Annotated in this window: 20 protein-coding genes; 10 read left to right on the top strand and 10 right to left on the bottom strand. The window is 65.3% G+C overall.

Annotation, left to right across the window (positions count from 1 at the left end):
* Positions 1-9: 9 nt before the first annotated feature.
* A complete protein-coding gene (locus JKL46_RS05245) occupies positions 10-1,392 on the top strand; it encodes a M20/M25/M40 family metallo-hydrolase (RefSeq protein WP_201830487.1) in 1,383 nt (460 codons plus the stop codon).
* Between the two features lie 124 nt (positions 1,393-1,516).
* Here JKL46_RS05245 and JKL46_RS05240 read toward each other — a convergent pair whose 3' ends face one another.
* Positions 1,517-2,194 (bottom strand): haloacid dehalogenase type II, encoded by a 678-nt coding sequence (locus JKL46_RS05240; RefSeq protein ID WP_201830485.1) that lies wholly within the window; start codon positions 2,192-2,194, stop codon positions 1,517-1,519.
* 293 nt (positions 2,195-2,487) lie between these two features.
* Here JKL46_RS05240 and JKL46_RS05235 point away from each other — a divergent pair, with 293 nt between their 5' ends.
* The 3 genes from JKL46_RS05235 to aqpZ all read left to right on the top strand — a co-directional run bounded on the left by JKL46_RS05235 (position 2,488) and on the right by aqpZ (position 6,539).
* A complete protein-coding gene (locus JKL46_RS05235; RefSeq protein ID WP_201830482.1) occupies positions 2,488-4,914 on the top strand; it encodes a PAS domain-containing sensor histidine kinase in 2,427 nt (808 codons plus the stop codon).
* A gap of 70 nt (positions 4,915-4,984) precedes the next feature.
* Entirely contained in the window at positions 4,985-5,614 is a 630-nt protein-coding gene (locus JKL46_RS05230) for a response regulator transcription factor (protein WP_201830478.1), read from the top strand.
* Positions 5,615-5,804: 190 nt separating this feature from the next.
* Complete coding sequence (gene aqpZ / locus JKL46_RS05225) at positions 5,805-6,539, top strand: aquaporin Z (RefSeq protein WP_201830476.1); 735 nt, start codon at positions 5,805-5,807, stop codon at positions 6,537-6,539.
* A 13-nt stretch (positions 6,540-6,552) separates the two neighbouring features.
* On the opposite strand, the gene JKL46_RS05220 is transcribed toward aqpZ, so the two are convergent.
* The 3 genes from JKL46_RS05220 to JKL46_RS05210 form a co-directional block, all read right to left on the bottom strand.
* The gene (locus JKL46_RS05220; protein ID WP_201830474.1) at positions 6,553-7,806 is read right to left on the bottom strand and encodes an alpha/beta hydrolase; all 1,254 of its coding nucleotides are present in this window, start codon (positions 7,804-7,806) and stop codon (positions 6,553-6,555) included.
* A gap of 119 nt (positions 7,807-7,925) precedes the next feature.
* Complete coding sequence (locus JKL46_RS05215; protein ID WP_201830472.1) at positions 7,926-9,767, bottom strand: mechanosensitive ion channel family protein; 1,842 nt, start codon at positions 9,765-9,767, stop codon at positions 7,926-7,928.
* A 158-nt stretch (positions 9,768-9,925) separates the two neighbouring features.
* Positions 9,926-10,327 carry a hypothetical protein gene (locus JKL46_RS05210; protein ID WP_201830470.1) on the bottom strand — a complete coding sequence of 134 codons (402 nt, stop codon included), beginning with the start codon at positions 10,325-10,327 and terminating at the stop codon, positions 9,926-9,928.
* Between the two features lie 422 nt (positions 10,328-10,749).
* Between JKL46_RS05210 and JKL46_RS05205 the strand changes: the two genes are divergently transcribed.
* The 4 genes from JKL46_RS05205 (at position 10,750) to JKL46_RS05190 (ending at position 14,872) form a co-directional block, all read left to right on the top strand.
* Positions 10,750-11,664: a GGDEF domain-containing protein gene (locus JKL46_RS05205; protein ID WP_201830468.1), complete on the top strand. Its 915-nt coding sequence runs from the start codon at positions 10,750-10,752 to the stop codon at positions 11,662-11,664.
* Between the two features lie 131 nt (positions 11,665-11,795).
* Positions 11,796-12,671, top strand: a complete 876-nt coding sequence (locus JKL46_RS05200) for a branched-chain amino acid aminotransferase (RefSeq protein WP_343074017.1) — start codon at positions 11,796-11,798, stop codon at positions 12,669-12,671.
* Positions 12,672-12,926: 255 nt separating this feature from the next.
* Positions 12,927-13,646 carry a DUF1194 domain-containing protein gene (locus JKL46_RS05195; protein ID WP_201830460.1) on the top strand — a complete coding sequence of 240 codons (720 nt, stop codon included), beginning with the start codon at positions 12,927-12,929 and terminating at the stop codon, positions 13,644-13,646.
* Between the two features lie 47 nt (positions 13,647-13,693).
* A complete protein-coding gene (locus JKL46_RS05190) occupies positions 13,694-14,872 on the top strand; it encodes an adenylate/guanylate cyclase domain-containing protein (protein WP_201830459.1) in 1,179 nt (392 codons plus the stop codon).
* On the opposite strand, the gene JKL46_RS05185 is transcribed toward JKL46_RS05190, so the two are convergent.
* From JKL46_RS05185 to JKL46_RS05165, 5 genes are all read right to left on the bottom strand, one after another.
* Positions 14,873-15,574, bottom strand: a complete 702-nt coding sequence (locus JKL46_RS05185; RefSeq protein WP_201830458.1) for an RNA polymerase sigma factor — start codon at positions 15,572-15,574, stop codon at positions 14,873-14,875.
* 69 nt (positions 15,575-15,643) lie between these two features.
* On the bottom strand, positions 15,644-16,153 hold the full coding sequence (locus JKL46_RS05180) for a plastocyanin/azurin family copper-binding protein (protein ID WP_201830457.1): 510 nt from the start codon (positions 16,151-16,153) through the stop codon (positions 15,644-15,646).
* Positions 16,153-16,575, bottom strand: a complete 423-nt coding sequence (locus JKL46_RS05175; RefSeq protein ID WP_201830456.1) for a DUF5602 domain-containing protein — start codon at positions 16,573-16,575, stop codon at positions 16,153-16,155. Before JKL46_RS05175 ends, JKL46_RS05180 begins: the two co-directional genes overlap by 1 nt.
* A gap of 95 nt (positions 16,576-16,670) precedes the next feature.
* Positions 16,671-18,197: a murein biosynthesis integral membrane protein MurJ gene (gene murJ / locus JKL46_RS05170; RefSeq protein ID WP_201830454.1), complete on the bottom strand. Its 1,527-nt coding sequence runs from the start codon at positions 18,195-18,197 to the stop codon at positions 16,671-16,673.
* Between the two features lie 3 nt (positions 18,198-18,200).
* Positions 18,201-19,187, bottom strand: coding sequence for a glycosyltransferase (locus JKL46_RS05165; protein WP_201830452.1), 987 nt, complete (start codon positions 19,185-19,187; stop codon positions 18,201-18,203).
* 96 nt (positions 19,188-19,283) lie between these two features.
* On the opposite strand from JKL46_RS05165, the gene JKL46_RS05160 reads away from it, so the two are divergent.
* Entirely contained in the window at positions 19,284-20,129 is an 846-nt protein-coding gene (locus tag JKL46_RS05160) for a ChbG/HpnK family deacetylase (protein ID WP_201830451.1), read from the top strand.
* Positions 20,130-20,279: 150 nt separating this feature from the next.
* Complete coding sequence (locus JKL46_RS05155; protein WP_201830450.1) at positions 20,280-21,545, top strand: adenylate/guanylate cyclase domain-containing protein; 1,266 nt, start codon at positions 20,280-20,282, stop codon at positions 21,543-21,545.
* 29 nt (positions 21,546-21,574) lie between these two features.
* On the opposite strand, the gene JKL46_RS05150 is transcribed toward JKL46_RS05155, so the two are convergent.
* Positions 21,575-22,054, bottom strand: coding sequence for a DUF2938 family protein (locus JKL46_RS05150; protein WP_201830448.1), 480 nt, complete (start codon positions 22,052-22,054; stop codon positions 21,575-21,577).
* Positions 22,055-22,110 lie beyond the last annotated feature (56 nt).

Raw genomic sequence — 22,110 nt, 5'->3', positions numbered from 1 at the left:
TAATCCCCCATGTCCCATCTCGACCAAGTGCTGCAGCGGATCGATGCCGATCTCGATTCGTCCCTCGACCGGCTGTTCCAGTGGCTGAAAATCCCCTCCATCTCCACCGATCCCGCTTATAAGGACCATTGCCGCAACGCCGGGCAATGGCTGGTCGACGAGCTGAAGAGCATCGGCATCGAGGCTTCCTTGCGCGAGACGGGCGGGCATCCGGTCGTGCTCGGCCACGCCAATGGCGACGACAAGCTCCACATTCTCTTCTACGGCCATTACGACGTGCAGCCGGTCGATCCGCTGAGCCTGTGGGAGCGCCCTCCCTTCGAGCCGCGCCTCATCACCCTGCCCGACGGCCGCAAGGCCATCAGCGCCCGCGGCGCTGCCGACGACAAGGGCCAGGTGATGACCTTTGTCGAGGCCTGCCGCGCCTGGAAGGCCGAGACGGGCTCGCTGCCGATCACCATCACCTTCCTCGTCGAGGGAGCGGAGGAGGACGGGTCGAAGTTCCTTCCCGAGTTCATCGCCGCCAACAAGGACGAGCTGAAGGCCGATGTGGCCCTCGTCTGCGATACCGGCATGTGGGACCAGGACACGCCCGGCATCACCTCTTCCTTACGCGGCATGGTCTATGAGGAAGTGATCGTGCGCTGCGCCGACCGCGACCTGCATTCCGGCTCCTTCGGCGGCGCGGCGCGCAACCCGATCCACGTGCTGTCGAAGATCATCGCGGCGATCCACGACGATAACGGTCGCATCACGATCCAGGATTTCTACGAGGGCGTGCCCGAGACGCCGACGCAGGTCCTGGAGCAGTGGAAGGGTCTCAACCTCACGGAGGAGGAATTCCTCGGCCAGGTCGGCTTAAAACATTCCGCCGGCGAGAAGGGCCGCATGCTGATCGAGCAGATCCAGTCGCGCCCCACCTGCGACGTGAACGGCATCATCGGCGGCTATACGGGCGAGGGCACCAAGACGGTCATCGCGGCAGAAGCGCGCTGCAAGATCTCCTTCCGCCTCGTCGGCGATCAGGATCCCGCGAAGATCTCCGAGAATTTCGAGGCCTTCGTGCGCGCGCGCATCCCCGAGGACTGCTCGGTGGAGTTCATCCGGCACAAGGGCTCGCGCGCGCTTGCCCTGCCGCACGACTTCCCGGCGATCACGGCGGCGAAATCCGCGCTGCACGACGAGTGGAAGAAGGATCCGATCGTCATCGGCATGGGCGGCTCGATCCCGGTCGGCGGCGACTTCAAGCGCACGCTCGGCCTCGACACCCTCTTCGTCGGCTTCGGCCTCGACGACGACCGCATCCACTCGCCGAACGAGAAATACGACCTAAAGAGCTTCCACAAGGGGACGCGCTCCTGGGCGAGGATTCTGGCGGCTCTGGCGCGGTAAATCACGCCTCGCTTCATCGCGCTCCATCCCGTCATGCCCGGCCTTGTGCCGGGCATCCACGTTTTTGAAGGTTCAAACGTTCGAAGGCGTGGGTGGCCGGGACAAGCCCGGCCATGACGGCATCTCAAACCAATCCGTTGAGCGACGCGATCACCGCACTCGGCGCGAGCTCAGCGTATTCATCGGGCAACCCTGACCGGTTCACCCACACCGCCGTAAATCCGAATGCCGCCGCGCCGGCGATGTCCCAGCGGTTGGAGGAGACGAACGCGACTTCGTTCGGGGCGATGGCCAGCGAGCGCAGCACGAGGTCGTAGGTGCGTGGGCTCGTCTTGAACACCCGCACGGCATCGACGGAGAGGATCGCGTCGAGTTTGTCGGCGAGCGCCGCCGAATTGACCGCGGCGTTGAGCATGTCGGGATCTCCGTTCGACAGGATGCCGGTGCGAAGGCCGCGGGCCTGGAGCACGTGCAATGTCGAGGCAACGTCGGGATAGGCATCGAGGCTGCGATAGGCATCGAGCAGGAGCGGCCTGAACGAGCGGTCGATCTGCGGAAACCGTGCGAAGGCGTAGTCGAGCGCCCGCTCCGTCAGGGTCCAGAACGGCTCGTAGCGGCCGGCGAGCGACAGGACCCACGAATATTCGAGCTGCTTTCCGCGCCAGGTTTCTGAGAACTGCGTCGCGTCCGGCCCGATGGCGGCGAGGTGCCGACCGACGGCGGAATGAACGTCGAACAGGGTCCCGTAGGCATCGAAGATGACGGCCTTGGCATGAGCCGGGATAATCGCTGAGGCGGGCATGATGCGTGTTTCCGACGGGGTGTCGCGCCGATCATGTCACGATACCGCCGCTGCCCAAAAGGCGTATTCTGCGCGCCTCCGAGCTGTAACAACATTATGCCCGCAGGAATTGCCGGCCGGAGTTCTCGGACCGGTCCGGCGAGGATCACAACACGGGGTTTAGCCCCCTTCGTCTCCTGGTTAACCTGTGTTAGTGTCGTAAGGGAATCCACTCCCGTACGCGGATTATCGTCCCGTATGGGTCGCAGCGATCCTGCGGATCGGGTTGGGGCGCTCATGCCGAAGCGGGTGTCATGGATGACCTGAACTCGATCAAGCTCGCGGGCAGCTTCTCGTTCCCGTCGAACGTCAGCCGTGTCGTGGCCCTGACGGCCTCCCTCACGGTCGGCCTGTCCTTCCTGGTCGCCGCAGGTCTTCTAGTCAAGGACGCCCTGCACGAGCAGCATGTGCTGGCCCATCGCGGCCTGTCCGTGTCGGTGACCACCGCCGACCTTCTCGACCGTGAGATGCAGGGCCTCGGCAATCTTCTGAAAGGGCTGTCCCGGTCGCCTCATCTCCAGACCAACGATCTCGCGGCATTCGATGCCCAGCTGAAGGCGACGCCCCATCCGGACGGATCCTCGTTCATCCTGTGGGATGCCGACGGCCAACTGCTCAACACGAGGCGCCCCTTCGGCTCCCGGCTGCCGCGCGTCGTGGATCTGCCTGCCACCGTGAAGGACCGGATCGAAGTGGTGCGCCGCGAACGCCTGAGCCTGTCGGACCGGGTCGACAATCCCCTCGTCCAAAGGCAGACGGTCTCGATCAGCCTGCGGCTCGACGACGAGTTCGGGGAGATGTCGCGCATCCTCTCGCTGGTTCTGCCTGACGAACACCTCAGCAAGGCGGCCGAGAACGGCGAGAAATCGTCCGGCTGGAGGACGGTCATCCTCGACCGCAATCTGCAGGAGATGACGGGACCGGGCGAGCCGGGGGAGCTGCTCCTCCACGACACGCGGGAAGTGCGCGATGCCCTGGCCGGGCCGGAGCGCAGCGGACATTTCGAAATCGGCCAAGGTCCCAACCGCCTTCTCGTCGCCTATTCCCGCTCGCGGGCTTCGGGCTACACGGCGGTTTCCGCTGCACCGGCGGCCATGCTGAACGAGCCGATCGAGCGGGCGGTCTATCGGATCGCCCTGGCCGGGGCTTTGCTGTTCGCGGTCGGCGGCGCGTCCGCCTCCCTGCTGGTGCGCAACGGAGGGCCGCTCGATACGATGCGGCGCGATGCGGTTGCCACAAGGGGCGAACTCGCCGCCGCCAACACCCGCATGAGCGCCATCCTTGAGAGTGTCAGCGACTGCTACTTCACCCTCGACCGCGCCTATACCATCGTCGACGTCAATGCGGCCGCCATGCGGTGGTGGGGGCACGAGCGCCGCAAGGTCGTGGGCCATTCCTATTTCGACATCGTCGGCCACGATCCCGCCTTCGATGCTGCGCTGGCGCAGGCCATGCATTACAGGCGTCAGTTCCATGGCGTGCTGGCGTCGATCTATCATCCCGGCCGCTTCATCGACTACCGCGTCTACCCCTCGCCCGAGGGGGCGAGCGTGTTTTTCAGCGATGTCACGGATCGCTATGAAGCTCATCGCGCCGTGGTCAGGGAGCGGGAGTTCCTGCAGGCCTCGCTGGATGCGCTGTCGGCGCATGTGGCGATCCTGGACGAAAGCGGCAGCGTCCTGTCCATCAACGGCGCCTGGCGTCGCTTCGCACAAAGCAACGGATTGCGTGAATCGCCCGGCCCCGGCATGAGCTATCTCGCCGCCTGTGAGGCTGCGCGCCAAGGGGGCGTTGCGGAGGAACGTATCTTCCGAGGCATGGAATCCCTTGTCGGCGGCCGGCAGTCGTCGTTCCAGGCGCTTTATCGCTCGCGCTCCTCGGACGAGGGACGCTGGTTCCTGCTTCGCGCCTCCCGCTTCTCCGCCGCCGACGAGGCGCGCATCGTCGTCGCGCGCGAGGACGTGACCGAGATCATGACCGCCAGGGCGGAGGTGAGCGAGATGTCCGAGCGCATGCTGACGCTCCAGGAGGAGGAGCGGCGGCGCATTGCGGCGGAGCTGCACGATTCGACAGCGCAGCATCTGGTCGCCGTCGGCCTCAGCCTGATGCAGGTCGGAGCCCTCGGGCTGCCGCCGGCCGGGCAGCGGATCCTCGACGAGATCGATCGCTCGCTCGAGGAGGCGCTGAAGGAACTGCGGATCTTCACCTATCTGCTTCACCCGCCGGGACTGGAGACGGAGGGTTTGGCCGCCACGATCTGCGCCTTCGCCGAAGGCTTCGCCGACAGGTCCGGGCTCGACGTCGCCACCCGCCTCGCCGAGGGAACCGAGCTTCTTGCGCCCGAGCTGCAGCGCGCATTGTTCCGCATCGTCCAGGAAGGGCTTGCCAACGTGCATCGCCATGCCGGAGCAAAGAACGTGACCGTATCCTTACGTCTCACGCCGAGCGAGGTCATCCTGAGCATCGGTGACGACGGGCTGGGAATGAAGAGCAGGCGCGCCGGCTCCGGCGTGAGGACGACGCTCGGCGTCGGCATCCCGGGGATGCGCATTCGGCTGAGCCAGTTCGGCGGCAATCTCAAGATCCGTAGCAATCGGCGGGGCACGGTCGTCCGAGCCGCCGCGCCGCGCGATGCGGATGGCATCGTTGGGAAGGACTACCCTGCAGCGCAGGCTTCTTGAGGTCGGCTTCCGGGTCTGTCCCAAGTGATGAGTTCGGGTGTTTCGGTGATACAGGAGGAGGGCTTCATTCATGCGTATCCTGATTGCCGACGACCATGATGTTGTGCGCTCTGGCTTGAGCACGATCCTGGGCGGTCAGCCGGGCTGGGAGGTGGTGGCGGAGGCCGAGGACGGGCGCCAGGCGGTGCAGCTTGCCGCCGAGACCAAGCCGGACGTGGCCATCCTCGACTACCAGCTGCCGTCGATGAACGGGGTCGACGCGACGCGCGAGATCCGCGCCGTGCAGCCGCAGACGGAAGTGCTGATCTTCACCATGCACGAGAGCGAGCCTCTGGTGCGCGAGCTGCTCGAGGCGGGGGCGCGGGGCTATCTGCTGAAATCGGATGCGCGCCGCTTCCTGATCGCGGCGGTGGAATCGCTTGCCCGGCACAAGCCGTTCTTCACCGGCCGCGTGTCGGAGACGCTGCTCAATGCCTATCTGGCCCAGGGCCATACCGGCGACGGGGTGCTGACCGCGCGCGAGCGGCGGGTGGTGCAGCTGATCGCCGAGGGGCATTCGAACAAGGAGACGGCGCAGATCTTGGGGCTCAATCTCAAGACGGTGGAGAGCCACCGCTCCTCGGCGATGCGCAAGGTCAACGCCAACTCCACCGCGACGCTCGTCCGCTACGCCATCCGCAACAAGCTCGTCGAACCGTAACGCGAAACGGACACCTGACGCGGCTCAGGATTTCCACCATTTGCGTTCAGGTGTTCCCCCAATGGTGCGGTACGGCGATTCAGCGCAACCTGCGGCTTCAGCGCAGGGTCGGCCGGAGCCGATACGAGATCGGTCCCAGAGAGGCATCCCTTTCCGGCTCGGCCGCTGCCATGCGCAGGAGGACCAGGTCATGGATATCCGCAAATGTACCGCCGAAGCGATCGGCACGTTCTGGCTGACCTTCGCGGGCTGCGGCAGCGCCGTTATCGCCGCAGCCTTCCCCGAGGTCGGCATCGGTCTTTTGGGCGTGTCGCTCGCCTTCGGGCTGACGGTTCTGACGATGGCCTACGCCATCGGGCATATCTCCGGCTGCCATCTCAATCCCGCCGTCACCGTGGGCCTCTGGGCGGGCGGGCGCTTCCCGGGCAAGGATATCGGCCCCTACATCATCGCGCAGGTGATCGGCGCGATCGTGGCTGCCGCCGTGCTTTACGCCATCGCCAGCGGCGCCCCCGGCTTCGATCTCGCCAAGGGCTTCGCCGCGAACGGCTACGGCGATCACTCGCCGGGCAAATACTCGCTGTTTGCCGGACTCGTCACCGAGGTCGTGCTGACAATGATGTTCCTGTTCATCATCATGGGCGCAACCCACGGCAAGGCTCCGGTCGGCTTCGCACCCATCGCCATCGGCCTCGCGCTGACGCTGATCCACCTCGTCGGAATCCCCGTCACCAACACCTCCGTGAACCCGGCCCGCAGCACGGGACCGGCCTTGTTCGTGGGCGGCTGGGCTCTGGCGCAGCTCTGGCTGTTCTGGGCCGCGCCCATGATCGGCGGCATGCTGGGTGGCATGCTCTATCATTGGCTTAGCGAGGAGCCCTCGGCCAAGGTGACGGGGGTCGCCCCGGCCGCCCCCGCCGAATGAGGCGCGCGACCCCTTACTGATCGACTGTTCCGGCGACGGCCTGGCCCAGGTTCTCGACGTGACCCTGGAGATTTTCCCGGGTCTTGGGATCGATGACGGCGACCGGCGCGGAGACGGCAAGCCCCGCCGCCGTGCCGACGGCGGCGGCGGCTCCGGCCGTAACCTGGATGATCCGGTCGCCCACGCCGACGCGTGAATCCGTGAGGGTCTGCCCTTCGGCCAGTTCCTTGCCGATCATGCGCACGACCTCGGGGCTTTCCGCGAACTTGCTGTGGTTGAGCGGATCGCCGGTGCGGAGCTTGGACAGGTTCAGCACCGTGATGCCCGATTTCTCGAGACCGGTGCGGTAGGGCTCCTGCTCGGGATCGATGGCACCCAGACGCACCGCGTCGCCCCAGAGGCGGCGGGAGACGGCGAGTGCCCGGTCGTCCTGCGACACGAAGAGTGTGAAGCTCGGACGCTGCTTGCCCATGTCGAGCACCGCCTCGCGGAAGAGATCGACGTCCACATCCGGTGCGGCGAGCAGCACGTTCTTGATCTTGGGTGTGACTCCGCCGTCGCGGATCCCCATCTGGCGCAGGGCCTCCAAGGTGACCAGATTGCCCATGGAATGCGCCAGGATCGAGATCTCGCCGACGTCAGGATCGCGGGCGATGGTGCGCAGGGTCGTTTCCAGCGCGTTGCGCGAATAGGTGTTGCTCTCGCGGTCGTAGCCATAGGCCAGGATGCTGCCGCGCGACGGCCAGGTGAACAGCACCGGCACCACCGGCGTGCCTGCATCGTGCACGATCTGCGCGAAGCGGAAGACCGCATCGTCGAAGCGGTTGTTGAAGCCGTGGATGAACACCAGCACCCGGCGCTTGGGCACGTTGCGCACGGTGCGGCGGAACCAGGCGGTCGCCTGATCGCGGTCGATCACATCCGCCTTCAAGGTGACGAAATCGGTCGCCGGGTTGCCGGGGGTGCTCTGCGGCCACTGCACCTCGCCCGGCTTGCGGCTCGCTTCCGGCGGGATGGATACGATGAATTCGGCGAAGGAGAGCCGAGGCCCGCGATTCCCGGAAAAATATTCCTGCGGATCCTCCGCCCGCATGCGGGTGGTGGCGACGAGCATGTCGACCTTCGTGGCGCCGGGAACCGTCTCCGCCACCGGAAGCAGCGTGCCGCGCGGGCTCGCGCAGGCTGCCAATCCGCATAACAGGGCAAGCAGAGTGCCCCGGGCAAGCCTGCGCGTAGCGCCTACGCGCGGATGTCCTGCGTCGCTCATTCCGCTCATGATCCGCGTGCTTCCCTTGTCGCCTAGGAGGCATCCCCGTGATGATCCATGCCCTGAAGCATGGAGGTTGTCGACACTTTCCGATGTTTACGCATGCGTGCCAAGTAAGACTACGACGGCGCCGCTCCCGCGCCGGGTGGCGCCGGAATTGGCCGCGGGACAGCCTGGATGCCGTTTTCGCGGAAGGAGCGCTGGACCGCCGAAAGGACGGCCTTGCGGATGCCGAACTGCTTGCCGGCCTTCGCCTTGAACTTGCCGCGCACGAGCAGGGTGCCGTCCTCCACCGAGGCGATGCCCTGGCTCTTGAAGGTCTCCATCAGGTCTTCGTTCAATTCGGGATCCTCGGCGATCTCCTTGCCGATCTGCTTGAACAGCTTGCGGACCTTCTCGACATCGGTGTCGAAGGCGACGCGGAAAACGAGCTTCTCGATCACCCAGTCGCGGCTGAAGTTCTGGATCTTGCCGATCTGGCCGTAGGGGATCGTCGCGATCGCCCCGCGGGGATGGCGCAGGCTCACTGAGCGCACCGAGATCCGTTCCACCGTTCCCTTGGCGCCCGAGGTCTCGATGTATTCGCCCATGCGGAACGCATCGTCGAGCAGGAAGAACAGGCCGGACACGATGTCCTTCACCAGGGTCTGCGAGCCGAAGCCGAGGGCAAGGCCGAACACGCTGAGGCCCGTGATCAGCGGCCATACGTTTACATCGAGAATGACGAGCATGGTCAGGATCGACATGACGAGGATCGCGATCTTTGCGGTCCCGTTGAGCAGCGGCAGCAGGGTTCCCAGACGGCTGTGAGGAACATGGGCATCGTCTTCCGAGACGGCCGCCGGCGCGTGGCGCTCCCTCGCCTGGATGCGCTCGATGCCGGCGGCGGTCCCGTTCCAGAGCAGCGCGCCGACGAGGGCGATGACGACGATCCCGACTGCCTTCTCGCGGATCAGCGTCACGTCGAAGCCGAGGGAGGTCAGGGCCGGCAGGGCCCAAAGATAGACCAGCAGCCCGAGCACCAGGATGGCGAAGGCGAAGCGTGCCATCCGCCGCAGGGTCGCGGCAAGCAGGGACGATGTCGGATCACCCTTGCGCCGCTCGGACCAGTTCCTGATCACGCTGTCCACATGGGGCGCGACGAGAACCATCAGCAGCGTTCCGAGCATCGCCAGGCCCGGCAGCGGGCGCGCAAGGGTTGCCGCGGCCTGGAGCGCGGCGAAGGTGCCGATCAGGGCGAAGATGGCGATGGCCGGCCAGATCGTGGCGAACCGCTCGCGCCAGCCCGTGCGCGGCTCCGGTCCGGCGACTTCGGCCGTGACCACCCTGCGGTGTGACCAATAGGCGTAGACGAGAAGGGCCGTGACGGGCACGCTGACCAGGAATGTGCCGATGAGATCCCTCAGGCCGGGACCACCATTCCAGGTTCTCAGGGTCGCCAATGCGGCAAAACCGAAGAGGCCCCATGCGAACCCGAGCGACAGGGTTCTAGCAAAGGAAGCGAGCGGAGTGCCTGCCTCGCCGCGTCTCCCCCTGCCGAGCAGCAGGCCGGTGATGATGCGATGCACGAGGAGGCTGACGAGAGCGGCGATGGCCCAGAATCGCGCAACCTGGCGCCCGGTCCCGTCCGGCAGGACGAGTCGGAAGACGAGCGCGACGATGAGAGCGGTGAGGACGAACGTCGCGATGTCGATGAAGGATGAGAAGCGGCCGGAGCGCGCGACGAGGGCCTGCATGATCCGCTGCGCCGCATAGAAGGCCAAGACCGAAACCAGCAGCGCCCCGACGATAATGGCAAGATAAGCGGTCAGCGAGAGCCCGCCGGCGCTGAGACCTTGAAGGAGTGCTGCCCACTCGCTTCCGACGTTGGCAAGGTTCTGAAGCCTTGTTTTGAATCCCGCCTCCAGCGCGACACCGACCTGATCCAGTCGGTCCATGGCGAGACCCGCTTCTTCGGTCATTTCATTCACGGTACGCCCCCGATGCTCGACCTCATTGAACGACGCATCGTCCGTTTCGCACGATACGCTAGAAGTGCTTCCACTGACGTGGAAGCACCTCTCTCCCTTGCTTTGCCGCATTTTTGACGGCGAACCGGATCCACTTCGCCAAAAATGCTCTAGCGCCTCAATCTCATCTTCTCGGCTCTGTTCGGGCCGCGTCCCTCGGGAGCCGTGTTGAGACAAATCTTCATGAGATCGTCGTCCTTGTCGAGCATCGAGAAGCAGATCTCGATTTCCTCGATGCAGTCGGGCTCACCGCCATAGCGGGAGCACAGGTCCGGGCCGCGATCTCGGATGACGGTCTTGATCAGATCCACGAAGTCGCTGGCTCTGCGGCGGCGATCGAAGCGTTGGGCCGAGGACGGCTTCTGAACACGATTCTGCTTGCCGTTGGATGTGACGATCGTGACGCCAGCCACATCCCCGTTGGCGGTCGGGATCGTCTCAGCCTGCGCCGCCGGCGCCAACAGCATCAAGGTGGTCAGGACGGTGATGAGGACACAGGCGCGCGCATTCATGACAGCCTCCGCAGATGGATGGAAGCCGGGGTCGTATGCTGGAACTTTCCGCCATCGTGCGGCTGCGGGCTATTGGGGTTTGACCTGAATCGAGACCGGGATTTCCCTGAATCGCCGACTCCGCGCGCGAAAAAGGGAGCCGCCCCGGGGGCGGCTCCAGTCAGCAGCCCTTCGCGTACACGAGGGGACATGTTTGGAGGCTGCCGGATCATCCTGGCGAGGAGCGCAACTGCCGGCAATCAGTGAAAACCCTTAGGTCGCGCGGGGAAAGACCGAAACTAGTCCTGAACGATGCCTATTTTCAGCCTGCATTCCAGCCGCTTGACGCGTCTCCCAAGATACGCCTCATTCTGAAGGCATCGCGTGATGGAATAGTCTTACGACCGGCTCTGCGTCCGCAGGATGCCCTGGTACAGGTGCCGATGGCCAAATTCGTTTCACTGCTCGACGACGAGACATTGCAGTCCCTGGTGGAGGCGCTGACCGAGAGCGGGCAGGCAGTCTCGATCTACGATGCCGACGACAACCTGCGTTACGCGAACAGGACCTATCAGGACATGTTCCTGGGCGATTTCGAGGGGCCGTTCACCTTCAGCGAAATCCTGCGCCACGGTGCGCGGCAGGGGATCGGCGTTCGTCTCGACGACGATGTGGAGGCCCTGATCGCCCGCACGCTCCCACGGCGGCGCAGCGTGCCGCGCAAGGCGTTCGAGACCGATTTCCTGGACGGGCGCTGGTTCTGGATCGAGCACATCGTTCTGCCGAACGGCTGGATTCTCACGGTGGGTGCGGACATCACCGCCCTGAAGCACAACGAGAAGCTTTTGCGCGGGGCCCATGATGCCGCGCTTATCGCGGCCCGGACCGACCCGCTCACCGGCCTGCCGAACAGGCGCCATATCTTGGAGCGCCTCGACGAGATGCTGGCTGCGGGTGAGGCTGGTCTGTCACTCGCGATCATCGATATCGACCGTTTCAAGGCCATCAACGACGATCACGGGCACGAGGCCGGCGATGCGGTCCTCGGGCATTTTGCGGCCATCTGCCGGGGGCTGGCGCGGGAGCAGGACATCCTTGGTCGGATGGGCGGCGAGGAGTTTCTGCTGCTCCTGCCCGCCGCCTGTGCCGATGAGGCGTTCGGGATCGTCGAGCGGATCAGGCAGGGCTTCACGCCGGCGCGCCTCGCAGCGGGCGCCGTCGATCTGCCCTGCACCTTCAGCGCCGGCATCAGCGAGGCCCGTCCCGGAGACGACCGTGCTTCCATCCTGCGCCGGGCGGACCGGGCGCTCTATGAGGCCAAGAGCGCGGGACGGAATTGTGTAAGGATCGGCACCTAACGAGGTCAATGATCAGCCGTCCTCATGGAACCCATCACAAGACTTCATATGCGATGGCCGAAGGAACGATTGACGATGGGGCCGGCAAGGGATTCGATGCGGCAGTCATTCTGACCCAAAGGACGAGACAAGTGGCTTGGTATTCGCAGACCTGGAACTGGTTCAACGGCGCGTGGCATGAGGGCAATCCGCCCCTGATCGGTCCGCGTTCCCACGTATCCTGGCTCGGCTCCTCGGTCTTCGACGGTGCCCGCGTGTTCGAGGGCGTCGCCCCCGATCTCGACCGGCATTGCGAGCGCGTCAACCGCTCGGCCCCGACCATCGGCCTCAAGCCCACCATGGAAGCCCAGGCGATCGTAGATCTCGTCGGGGAGGGCGTGAAGAAGTTTGCTCCCGGCACGGCGCTCTACGTGAAGCCGATGTATTGGGGCGAGGCAGAAGGCCTGGCCACCATCGCGCCCGATCCGGAATCGACCCAGTTCTGCCTGTCCCTCTTCGAGGCGCCGATGCCTGTGCCGGGCGGGCTCTCGGTGATGAAGTCGAGTTTCCGCCGCCCGACCCTCGAATCCATGCCGACCGATGCAAAAGCCGGAGCGCTCTATCCCAACAATGCCCGCGTTCTCCGCGAGGCGAAGGAAAAGGGCTTCGACAACGCTCTCGTATGCGATGCCCTCGGCAACGTCGCCGAGACCGGGACGTCGAACGTGTTCATGGCCAAGGACGGTGTCGTCTACACGCCTTATCCGAATGGCACGTTCCTCAATGGCATCACCCGCCAGCGCGTGATCCAGCTCCTGCGCGACGACGGCACGCAGGTGGTCGAGGGCACCCTGCGCTACGAGGATTTCGCCGGTGCCGACGAGATCTTCATCTCTGGCAATTATTCGAAGGTGATGCCGGTGCTGCGCATCGACAGCCGCGATCTCCAGCCCGGCCCGTTCTATCGCCGAGCCCGCGAGCTCTACTGGGCCTTTGCCCATGCCAAGGGGAAACTCAGGGCGGCCTGAGAGATCGCTCACCGTCATTCCGGGGCCGCGAAAGCGGAGCCCGGGATCCATAGCCACGGCGTTTCAGGAAAGTGCGAACGGCCTTGCGCCTCTTTTAGCAGTGTTAGCGGTTATGGATCCCGGGCTCGGCTCTTGCGAGCCGCCCCGGGATGACAGTGCAGCGATCGCCAACAACTTTGTGATCGCCCGATTGGACCATCCCACCTTCATATTGCCCTAAATGCCTCCAGCATCGCCCGAAAGCCGGAGCCCTCGATGCGTCTTGTCCTGAACAGCCTTTTCGCCCTCGGTCTCCTGAGCGCCCCGGCCTGGGCCGAGGCGGTCGACCTCGAGCTGGTCTTCGCCGCCGATGGGTCCGGCTCCATCGACGATGCGGAACTCCGCCTGCAGCGTCAGGGCTGGGCGGATGCGCTCACCAATCCCGATGTGCTCACGGGCATCAAGGACGGTCCCCTCGGCGCCATCGCAGTCGCGTTCATGGAATGGGGCGGGCCGAGCTCGCAGGTGCTTATCGTCGACTGGCATGTCATCCGCGACGAGGCGAGTGCGCGGGTCTTCGCGGACAAACTCGTCAGCGCGCCGCGTGGCGCCTACGGCTACAACTCCATCTCCAACGCCATCGATTTCTCCGTGCGTCTTGTGGAGAACAACGTCCATGACGGCACGCGCAAGGTGATCGACGTGTCGGGCGACGGCCCGAACATGAACGGGCGCTCCCTGGAACAGGCGAGGGGAGATGCGCTCGCGAAAGGCTTCACCATCAACGCCCTCGCCATCCGCCGCCCCGGCAGCGGACGGCCGGGTGGGCCCGGCGGCATGTCGCTGGAGGATTACTATGGCCAGAGCGTCATCGGCGGGCCGGGATCCTTCGTCGAGATCGCCGACGAGACGCGGCCTTTCGCTCTGGCCGCCCGCCGCAAGCTTTTGACGGAAATCGCGGGAACGGACGCGAACTCACGCCATGCGAGCCGGTGAAGCCGGCGGCTTGGAGACATCCTCGGAGGGGGTGGTATGGTGAGCCCATGGCGAATCTCGAAGACTGGATCATCGAACAGGGCTTGAGGGGAACGGATGTCGGCTCGCTGCTGGCCGGCTTCTCGGATCGGCTGGCGGAGGAGGGCATCCCTCTGGTGCGGGCCTATCTCGCGCTGCCGACCGTCAATCCGACGATCCGCGTCTACACCCATGTCTGGACGCGCTCGACCCGCATCTTCGTCGAGGGCGTCTCGCACGAGCGCAACGAGCTTGCCTTCGAGCGGAGCCCCTTCGCCTACATGATGAAGACCGATCAGACGAGCTGCCACTGGCTGATCGATGACCCTGAGGCGATGAAGTTCGACGTGTTCGAGGAGGTCAGGCGGGAAGGCGGTACGGACTATCTCGCCCGCCTGTTCAGCTTCGAGAACAGCAGCGCGCCGGACCTGCGCGGCATCGGCATCTCCTTCTCCTCAAGCAGCCCGGAGGGGTTCGCGCCGAAGGAGATCGCCCGCATCGATGCGCTTCTTCCTCTCCTGGGGCTTGCCGCCTATCGCATGACGCTGTTCGACCTGACGGTCGCCATGCTGGACACCTATGTCGGCCTCTCCGCCGGCCGGCGCGTGCTCAGCGGCGAGATCCGGCGAGGCTTCGGCACGACGCTGACGGCAGCCCTCCTGTTTGCCGATCTGCGCGGCTTCACCACGCTCGCCGATACGGCGGGCATCAACCTGATCGGCCGGCTCGACCAGCATCTCGAAGCCATGGCGGATCCGGTCGCCGAGCAGGGCGGCGAGGTACTCAAGTTCATGGGCGACGGTGTTCTGGCAGCCTTTCCGATCACCGAGGAGCGCTCCCGCGAGCAGGCCTGCGCGGCGGCGATCCGGGCCGCCCAGATCGCGCTGGAGCGCAATGCCGCCGTCAACCGCCTCCACGCCCACGAGACGCCGCTTGCGCTCGATATCGCGCTCCATTGCGGCGACGTGTTCTACGGCAATATAGGCGCGGCCGGTCGGCTCGATTTCACGGTGATCGGCCCGGCGGTCAACGAGGTGAGTCGCATGGAAGCCTTGTGCAGCAGCCTGGACTGCGCCGTGATCCTGTCCGACAGCGTCGCATCGGTGAGTCCCGTTCCCGTGCGCTCCCTCGGCCGCCACAGGCTGCGCGGCATCGCGACCGAACGCGAGCTCTTCACCTTCGCGCCGTTCAGCGTCTGGACGGCCTGATCAAGGCTTCGTTTCGCCCAATCGATCCAGAACGCTTTGCGTGATCCGCGCGCAGCGCGCGCCCGCGAAGGGGAAGGCATCGGTCAAGGCGGTCGAGAGCGTCCGGTCAAGGCTCCGGCGCAGGAGACGGCGGGCGCGGTGAAGCCTCGTCTTCACCGTCTCGGGCCTCAGGCCGAGCTGACTGGCCGTCGCCTCGATGCTCATTTCCTCGATATCGCGCAGAACGAAGACGATGCGGAACGGATCGGGTAGCTGGTCGACCGCCCGTTCGATCAGGCGGCGGATTTCGGCCCGTGCGGCGGCGGCTTCAGGGTCGCCCTCCTGCCGGGCGCCAGGCAGGAAGATCACGCGGGCCTCCCCTTGCTCGTTGATGGCGTCGATATGCTTCAATTCCGTGAAGGGACGCCGCTTCCGCAGACGCTCCAGGGCCTCGTTGAGCGCGATCCGCGTCAGCCAGGTCGCGAGGCGCGCATCGCCGCGGAAACCGTCGAGATGGGTGAAGGCGCGAAGATAGGTTTCTTGCACGACATCCTCCGCCTCGGCATCGTCGCCGAGGACGCTGCGCGCGACGCGGTAGAGCCGACGGTTGTGGCGCTCCATGATCACACGAAGCGCGGCTGCATCCCGGCGCCGAGCCCTTTCGACCAGAGCCAGATCGTCCAGGTCGTCCAACAGCGGCGATGCGAGGTTTCCCGCTTGCATGGCTTGCCTCCACGTTTTGCCATTAGATGGTCGGACGTCGCAAAGGTTCCCAGTTTGTCATGATAGCACTCATGTTCGGCGAACGGCGCCCCGCTGCATGATCTCGTCGATCGACGGGAAGGCCTGCAAGGCGATGTCCGGAATGGTCTGGTGGGCTGATTCCTTCGGAGGGCTGCCGGGCCGTCCGACGACGATCCGCCCGACCATGCCCGCATGCTCGTGCGGGATGCAGAAGAAGTCGTAGACGCCTTCCACCGTGAGCATCACCGAGAACGTCTCGTTCGGCAGAAGGTAATCCGAATTCCAGGGCTCCGCGCCGTCGGGAATGCGCAGCGGGTGATCGGCGTTCTTCGGGTGGTAGGCAGTGGCCGTATGCGAGTTTCCCGGATCCAGGTTGATCCAGCGGATAATCTGTCCGGGCTCGACGTGAAGGCCGATGGGATCGAACCACACATGCGAGCCGTCTGCCTTGCCCTGCATCCGGATCTCGGCCGGCGAACCGGCGAGCGGCAGGCGAGGCCAGGCCAGGCCGGCGAGGAGACCCCCGCCGGCCAGCAGGACATGTCGCCGGGATGGCATCACTGTCCCGCCACCCGCGTCTCGGCAGCCTTCGGCACATGCCACAGCACCACATGCGCATGGGGCTTCTCGACGCCCGGATGCCCGGCGTTGAAATAGACGTCGACATGGTCGACCTTGCCGCCGGGGGCTGCGAGATCGTCGAAGCGCTTGTCCTTGTTGGTGAGATCCTCGATGGGCAGCATATAGACCGTGCTGACGAGCTTTCCGTCGTGGTCATAGGCGAGGAACGGGCCCGCGGGCAGGGTCTTCGGGTCGACGTAAAGCTGGCCGAGGCCGGGGAGGAAATCGGGCAGCTTCACCAGCTCGCTCACCTTCTTGTAGGCCCCTGACGGCGGAGCCTTCTCGACCTGATCGGCGGCCAGGGCAGAAATAGTGAGCGCAGCAATTCCAATCGCGGCAACAGCGAAGCGGAAGATCATGATGGCATCCTTTCGTGAGGCCAGGGAATCCCTGGCGCACCCGATTGGATGGATCCTCGGCGGAAAGGTTCCCGAAGAATTCAGGCCTTATGCAATCAGCGGCGGGACAGCCTGACCCCGAGCACCTTGAGGCCGGCGAGGAGCGTGCCGCCATAGATCAGGGCGCCGGCCGCGCCGAGAATGCCAAGCAGGATCTCGTTGCGCCAGGCAGGCAGCTGCGCGGTCCATGCCGCGAGCGGTGCGGGGGCGAACCAGGCGAAGGCGGCAAGCAGCACGCTTGCCACCCCGACGGCGGCTGCCGTGCGGCCGAGCGTGCCGCTCAAGCCCATCCAGTCCCGCCGCAGGGCGAGGAACACGAGAAGGCCGAGATTGACCCAGATGCCGATGGCGGTGGCAAGCGACAGGCCGACGACGCCATAGGGGCCTGTCAGGACGATCTTCAGGCCAACATTGACGGCCACCGCCGTGAGCGAGGCGATGAGCGGCGTCACCGTATCCGAGCGGGCATAGAAGCTCGCCACCGCCGAGCGGATCAGCACCGCCGCGGGCAGGCCGATGGCATAGGCGGCGAGCACGGCGCCGGAGCGCTGGGCGGCGGCGGCGTCGAAGGCGCCGCGCTGGAACAGGGCCGACATGATGAGGTCGGGCATGGTCACGAAGGCGACGACGAAGGGCGCGGCAAGCGCCAGCGTCAGGCCGACGGCCCGGTTCTGCGCGCCATGCGCGCCGGCCAAGTCGCCCGAGGCGATCTTGCGGCTCATCTCGGGCAGCAGCACGGTGCCGGCGGCGATGCCGATGACGCCGAGCGGCAACTGATAGATGCGGTCGGCGTAATAGAGCGAGGCTACCGCGCCGGTCGGCAGGAAGGAGGCGATGATCGTGTCGGCGAACATGGCGAGCTGCACGCCCGCCGAGCCGATCACGGCGGGACCGAGCACCTTGAAGAAATGCTTCATGGCCGGGTCGAAGCGCGGCGCTTCGATTTTCGGCGCCACGCCGAGCCGCTTTGCCGACACCCAGACCAGCAGCAATTCGAGCACGCCGGCGACTGTCACGCCCCAGGCCGCCGCGTAGCCGGCATTGGGGAACAGGAAGGCCACAGCGAGCGCCGCCACGATGGAGACGTTGAGCAGCACCGGCGCGGCGGCCGCGGCCGCGAAGCGCTCATGGGCGTTGAGGACGCCTGAGAGTATGGTCACCAGGGTGACGAAGAGGAGATAGGGGAAGGTGATGCGGGTGAGCGTCACCGCCAAGTCGAATTTTGCCGGATCCTCCGAGAAGCCCGGGGCGAGCAGCGTCACCACCACGGGCATGGCGAAGAGGGCGAGAGCCAGGAGAATGATCTGCACGATCAGCATCAGGGTGCTGATCCGGCTGGCGAAGGAGCGGGCAGGGGCAGCGCCCTCCCGCTCCAGAACCCCCGCATAGGTGGGCAGGAAGGCGCTGTTGAAGGCCCCTTCGCTGAAGATGGCGCGGAAATGGTTGGGGATGCGCGAGGCGACCACGAAGGCATCCGCCACGGGCCCGACGCCCATGATGGCGGCCAGCACCACGTCGCGGATGAAGCCGGTGAGGCGCGAGACGAGCGTCCAGCCGCCGACGGAAAGGATCTTTCGGTACATCGGTCAGGCCCGGCGCATGCGGAAATTGTCGGGAACGGTGTCGCTCGAGACCTCCGCCGCGCCGCCGATCCGCTCGGCCACCACATAGAGCGGCCGACGCTTCACCTCGGCGAAGATGCGGCCGACATATTCCCCGACGATGCCGAGCGACATGAGCTGTATGCCGGAGAAGAACATGATCGAGACGATCAGGCTCGGGAAGCCGGGGAGATCCGTGCCGAACAGCAGCGTCCGGATCATGAAGTAGATGGCTGTGGCGATGGCCAGGAAGGAGATCAGGAAGCCGAGATATGTCCAGATCCGCAAAGGGACCGTGGAGAAGGAAGCCATGCCGTCGAAGGCGAAGCGGAAGAGCTTCCTGAAGCTCCATTTGGACGTGCCGAACCGGCGTTCCTCCACCACGAAGGGCACGCCGGTGGCCTTGAAGCCGATCCAGGCATAAAGGCCTTTCGAGAAGCGCGCCTTCTCGCCGAGCGACCGCAGGACCTCGACCCCCTTGCGGTCGATGAGCCGAAAGTCGCCGGCGCCCTCGGGCAGGCCGATCTCGCCGAAGCGGGCGAAGAGCCGGTAGAACAGGTGGGCGAAACCGCGCTTGACCCGCGTCTCCTCCGAACGGTCGGTACGCTGGCCGTAGACCATGAGGTACCCGTCCCGCCAGCGCTCCACGAAGGTCTCGATCATCTCAGGCGGGTGCTGCAGGTCGGCGTCCATGATCACCACTGCGTCGCCCCGGGCATGGTCGAGCCCGGCCGCGATGGCGATTTCCTTGCCGAAATTGCGGCTGAAGGAAACGGCGCCGATCCGCGGCTCGTCGCGACCGATCTCCCGGATGCGCTCCAGGGTATCGTCACGGCTGCCGTCGTCGACGAACACCACCTCCCAGGCCGGCGTGACGCGATTGAGGATCGGCAGCAAGCGTTCACACAGGGGCGCGATGTTCGCGCTCTCGTTGTGTACGGGGATGATGACGCTGAGCTTGGGCGACGCCACTGGAAGAACCCTTCATGACAGGGCCGCATCAAGAGCCGAGTTTGCGACTTTGCTCAAGAGGATTAGGGTGCGGCAAAGCCGATTTTAAGGTCATCCATGGGTTCCTTGCGTAACGTCATCCTATGCGCCGACGATTTCGGCCTCGCCGATGGGGTCAGTCGGGGCATTCTGGAACTGGCGGCCATGGGGCGCCTCTCCGCGACCGGTGCCATGACCAACATGCCCGGCTGGCGCCGTGCTGCGCCAGATCTCAAGCCCTTGAAGGAGAGGATCGCGGTCGGGCTCCATCTCAACTTCACCGTCGGGGTTCCCCTGGGAGAGATGCCGTCCCTGGCTGCGGGCGGGGTGTTTCCTCCCTTGCAGATCCTGTTGGCCAAGGCCCTGAAGCGGCAGTTGCAGGCCTCTGAGATCGCGGCGGAAATCGCGCGCCAGCTCGACGCGTTCACCCAGGCCTTCGCCGAGGCGCCCGCCTTCGTCGACGGTCACCAGCATGTCCATGTGCTGCCGGGCATCCGACAGGCGCTGATCCAGGCGCTGGCGGCGCGAGGCTATGCGGGCCGTACCTGGCTGCGGGACCCGTCGGACAGGGCGGCTTCCGTCCTGCGCCGTCCCATCGGGCGCAGCAAGGCCCTGGTCGTGAAGGCCCTCGCGAAGGGCTTCGCCCGGCAGGCTCACAAGGCGGGCTTCCCCACCAACAGGGGATTTTCGGGCTTCGCCCCGCTCGATCTCTCGTTCCCGGTCGAGAGGGTGTTCGGGGAGGCGTTCTCGCATCTTGGGCCGCATCCCCTCGTCATGTGCCATCCCGGCTACGTAGACGACGGGTTGCGGGCGCTCGATCCTGTCGTGGAGAGCCGGATCGAGGAGCTGAACTACCTCAAGTCGGATGCTTTCCGGGAATTGCTGGAGCACAGGGGATTGCGATTGAGCCCTGAAATTGCGTGAGCGTGGGGCCCGAATGCCTCGTCTTGAGGTCAAACTCCGCTATACTTCATCCAACTCCGAGCCTTGGGTCGGTTGCATCCGACCATTCCTTCAAGGCCGTGCCGGCAGGGGCGGTGTCCGCCGGGCCGTAGAGCCCGAGGGAGCAAGGCCATGCAGGATGCGCCCTCCGTCAATGAGACCGATCGGCTGGCGGCCCTAGCCCTCTATAGGATCATGGATACGCCGCCGGAATTCGCCTTCGACGCCGTGACGGAGCTCGCGGCCGAGATCTGCGGCTGTCCCGTCGCCCTGATCAGCCTGATGGACGAGCGGCGCCAGTGGATGAAGTCGAAATACGGCCTGCCTGCCGATTACACCGAGTGCCCGCGCGAGATCACCGTCTGCAGCGCTACCCTCTGCTCGAACGACCTCATCTACGTGCCGGACCTGACAATCCACGAACGTTATAAGCATCTGCCCATCGTCGCGGAGGAGCCGCATATCCGCTTCTATTGCGGCATGCCGCTGATCAATCGGGAAGGTTATGCTCTGGGCACGCTCTGCGTCGTCGGCTTCGAACCGCATGAGCTGCGCCCGTCCCAGCGCGAGGCCGTGCGTCGCCTGTCGCAGCAGGCCATGGCGCTGCTCGAGCTGCGGCGACAGCTCATCGAGCGCGATGCGCTCCTGGAGGAACTGGCGCAGGCCAAGACTTCCGCCGAGCAGGCGAGGGATCAGTCCGATGATCTCCTGCGCAACATCCTGCCTCAGAAGGTGGCCGAGGAACTGAAGGCCAGCGGGCATGTCGAGCCTCGCTTCCACGAGGCCACCACGATTCTGTACGCGGATTTCAAGGAATTCACGCTTCTGACGGAAACCCTCGATCCCGCCCGGCTTCTCGCCCAGCTCGACCAGAATTTCGGCCGGTTCGACGACATATCCAAGACGAACCGCCTGGAGACCATCAAGACGATCGGCGACGCTTATCTCTGTGCGGGCGGCCTGCCTGAGTCCAATCGCACCCACGCAATCGATGCGTGTCTCGCGTCCCTGCAGATGCAAGCCTTCATCCGCAATGCCAACCGGCAGCGCGAAAAGCTCCGGCTTCCGTCCTGGGAGCTGCGCATCGGCGTCAACTCAGGCTCGGTGATAGCCGGTGTCGTGGGCCAGCGGCGTTTCACCTATGACATCTGGGGCAATTCGGTGAATGTCGCTCAGCGCCTGGAGGAAGCCTGCGAGCCGGGGCGCGTGAACATCTCGGCAAGCACGCTTCATCACGTGGAGCGCCTGTTTCAGACCGAACCGCGTGGGCAGGTCGAGGTCAAGCATATCGGCGCGGTCGACATGTATTTCCTCGACCGCATCCGGCCCGAATTCAGTGCGGATTCCGAAGGGCACATGCCGAACGCGGAGTTCTGGAGAGCGAGCGGGACCGCGTGAAAGCGAAACGGCCTTCGGGGTCGGATGCCTTAGCGGATGAGAAGCGCGGTCACGTAGAGGCCCAGGCCGAAGACGATATGCCCGAGGATGTTGAGTATCCTGATCTGGTTCGCATTCGGCCGCCTGGAGGCCGCAATGCCCGCCCCCATGCCCGGCTGAAGCAGGAACCAGCCGGCACCGACCGTGACGAGGCCGACGATGAGGGGCGGCATCAGGGTCGGCTGCTGCGCCCAGCCGGGGGGCGTCACGGCGAGCAGGATGGCGGCGAAGAGGATGCCGACCAGGTAGTGGAAAATCCAGCCGGCCGCCAGCTCGTGGGCGAAGGGCGGTGCCTGCGCGATATCGTCGTGAAAGACCTTGCCGCCGGTGAGATGGCAGAACCAGCGGCCGACAGGGGCCCAGTTGGCGCCGCCAAGCCCGAAGGCGCGCTTCAGGAAAAGACCCCAAAGATCGAAAATAACCGTTGCACCGACGCCGATCAGGATGGAGCGCAAGAGAAAATCGGCCACGGTGCAGTCCTTCGGAAAATGACATGAAACGGGCCTCCGAAGAGGCCCGCATGACA

Source organism: Microvirga zambiensis WSM3693 (genome assembly GCF_016735695.1).
Classification (GTDB): Bacteria; Pseudomonadota; Alphaproteobacteria; order Rhizobiales; family Beijerinckiaceae; genus Microvirga; species Microvirga zambiensis.
Note: the sequence above shows the minus strand (reverse complement) of the source record. Positions and strands in the feature narration are given on the sequence as shown.

Coding starts and splice junctions, on each gene's coding strand:
- JKL46_RS05230 (WP_201830478.1), top strand. CDS start 4,985: ATGCGTATCCTGATTGCCGACGACCATGATGTTGTGCGCTCTGGCTTG.
- JKL46_RS05205 (WP_201830468.1), top strand. CDS start 10,750: ATGGCCAAATTCGTTTCACTGCTCGACGACGAGACATTGCAGTCCCTG.
- JKL46_RS05215 (WP_201830472.1), bottom strand. CDS start 9,767: ATGACCGAAGAAGCGGGTCTCGCCATGGACCGACTGGATCAGGTCGGT.
- JKL46_RS05220 (WP_201830474.1), bottom strand. CDS start 7,806: ATGAGCGACGCAGGACATCCGCGCGTAGGCGCTACGCGCAGGCTTGCC.
- JKL46_RS05195 (WP_201830460.1), top strand. CDS start 12,927: ATGCGTCTTGTCCTGAACAGCCTTTTCGCCCTCGGTCTCCTGAGCGCC.
- JKL46_RS05175 (WP_201830456.1), bottom strand. CDS start 16,575: ATGATCTTCCGCTTCGCTGTTGCCGCGATTGGAATTGCTGCGCTCACT.
- JKL46_RS05160 (WP_201830451.1), top strand. CDS start 19,284: ATGGGTTCCTTGCGTAACGTCATCCTATGCGCCGACGATTTCGGCCTC.
- JKL46_RS05190 (WP_201830459.1), top strand. CDS start 13,694: ATGGCGAATCTCGAAGACTGGATCATCGAACAGGGCTTGAGGGGAACG.
- JKL46_RS05240 (WP_201830485.1), bottom strand. CDS start 2,194: ATGCCCGCCTCAGCGATTATCCCGGCTCATGCCAAGGCCGTCATCTTC.
- JKL46_RS05235 (WP_201830482.1), top strand. CDS start 2,488: ATGGATGACCTGAACTCGATCAAGCTCGCGGGCAGCTTCTCGTTCCCG.
- JKL46_RS05155 (WP_201830450.1), top strand. CDS start 20,280: ATGCAGGATGCGCCCTCCGTCAATGAGACCGATCGGCTGGCGGCCCTA.
- JKL46_RS05245 (WP_201830487.1), top strand. CDS start 10: ATGTCCCATCTCGACCAAGTGCTGCAGCGGATCGATGCCGATCTCGAT.
- murJ (WP_201830454.1), bottom strand. CDS start 18,197: ATGTACCGAAAGATCCTTTCCGTCGGCGGCTGGACGCTCGTCTCGCGC.
- aqpZ (WP_201830476.1), top strand. CDS start 5,805: ATGGATATCCGCAAATGTACCGCCGAAGCGATCGGCACGTTCTGGCTG.
- JKL46_RS05185 (WP_201830458.1), bottom strand. CDS start 15,574: ATGCAAGCGGGAAACCTCGCATCGCCGCTGTTGGACGACCTGGACGAT.
- JKL46_RS05180 (WP_201830457.1), bottom strand. CDS start 16,153: ATGCCATCCCGGCGACATGTCCTGCTGGCCGGCGGGGGTCTCCTCGCC.
- JKL46_RS05210 (WP_201830470.1), bottom strand. CDS start 10,327: ATGAATGCGCGCGCCTGTGTCCTCATCACCGTCCTGACCACCTTGATG.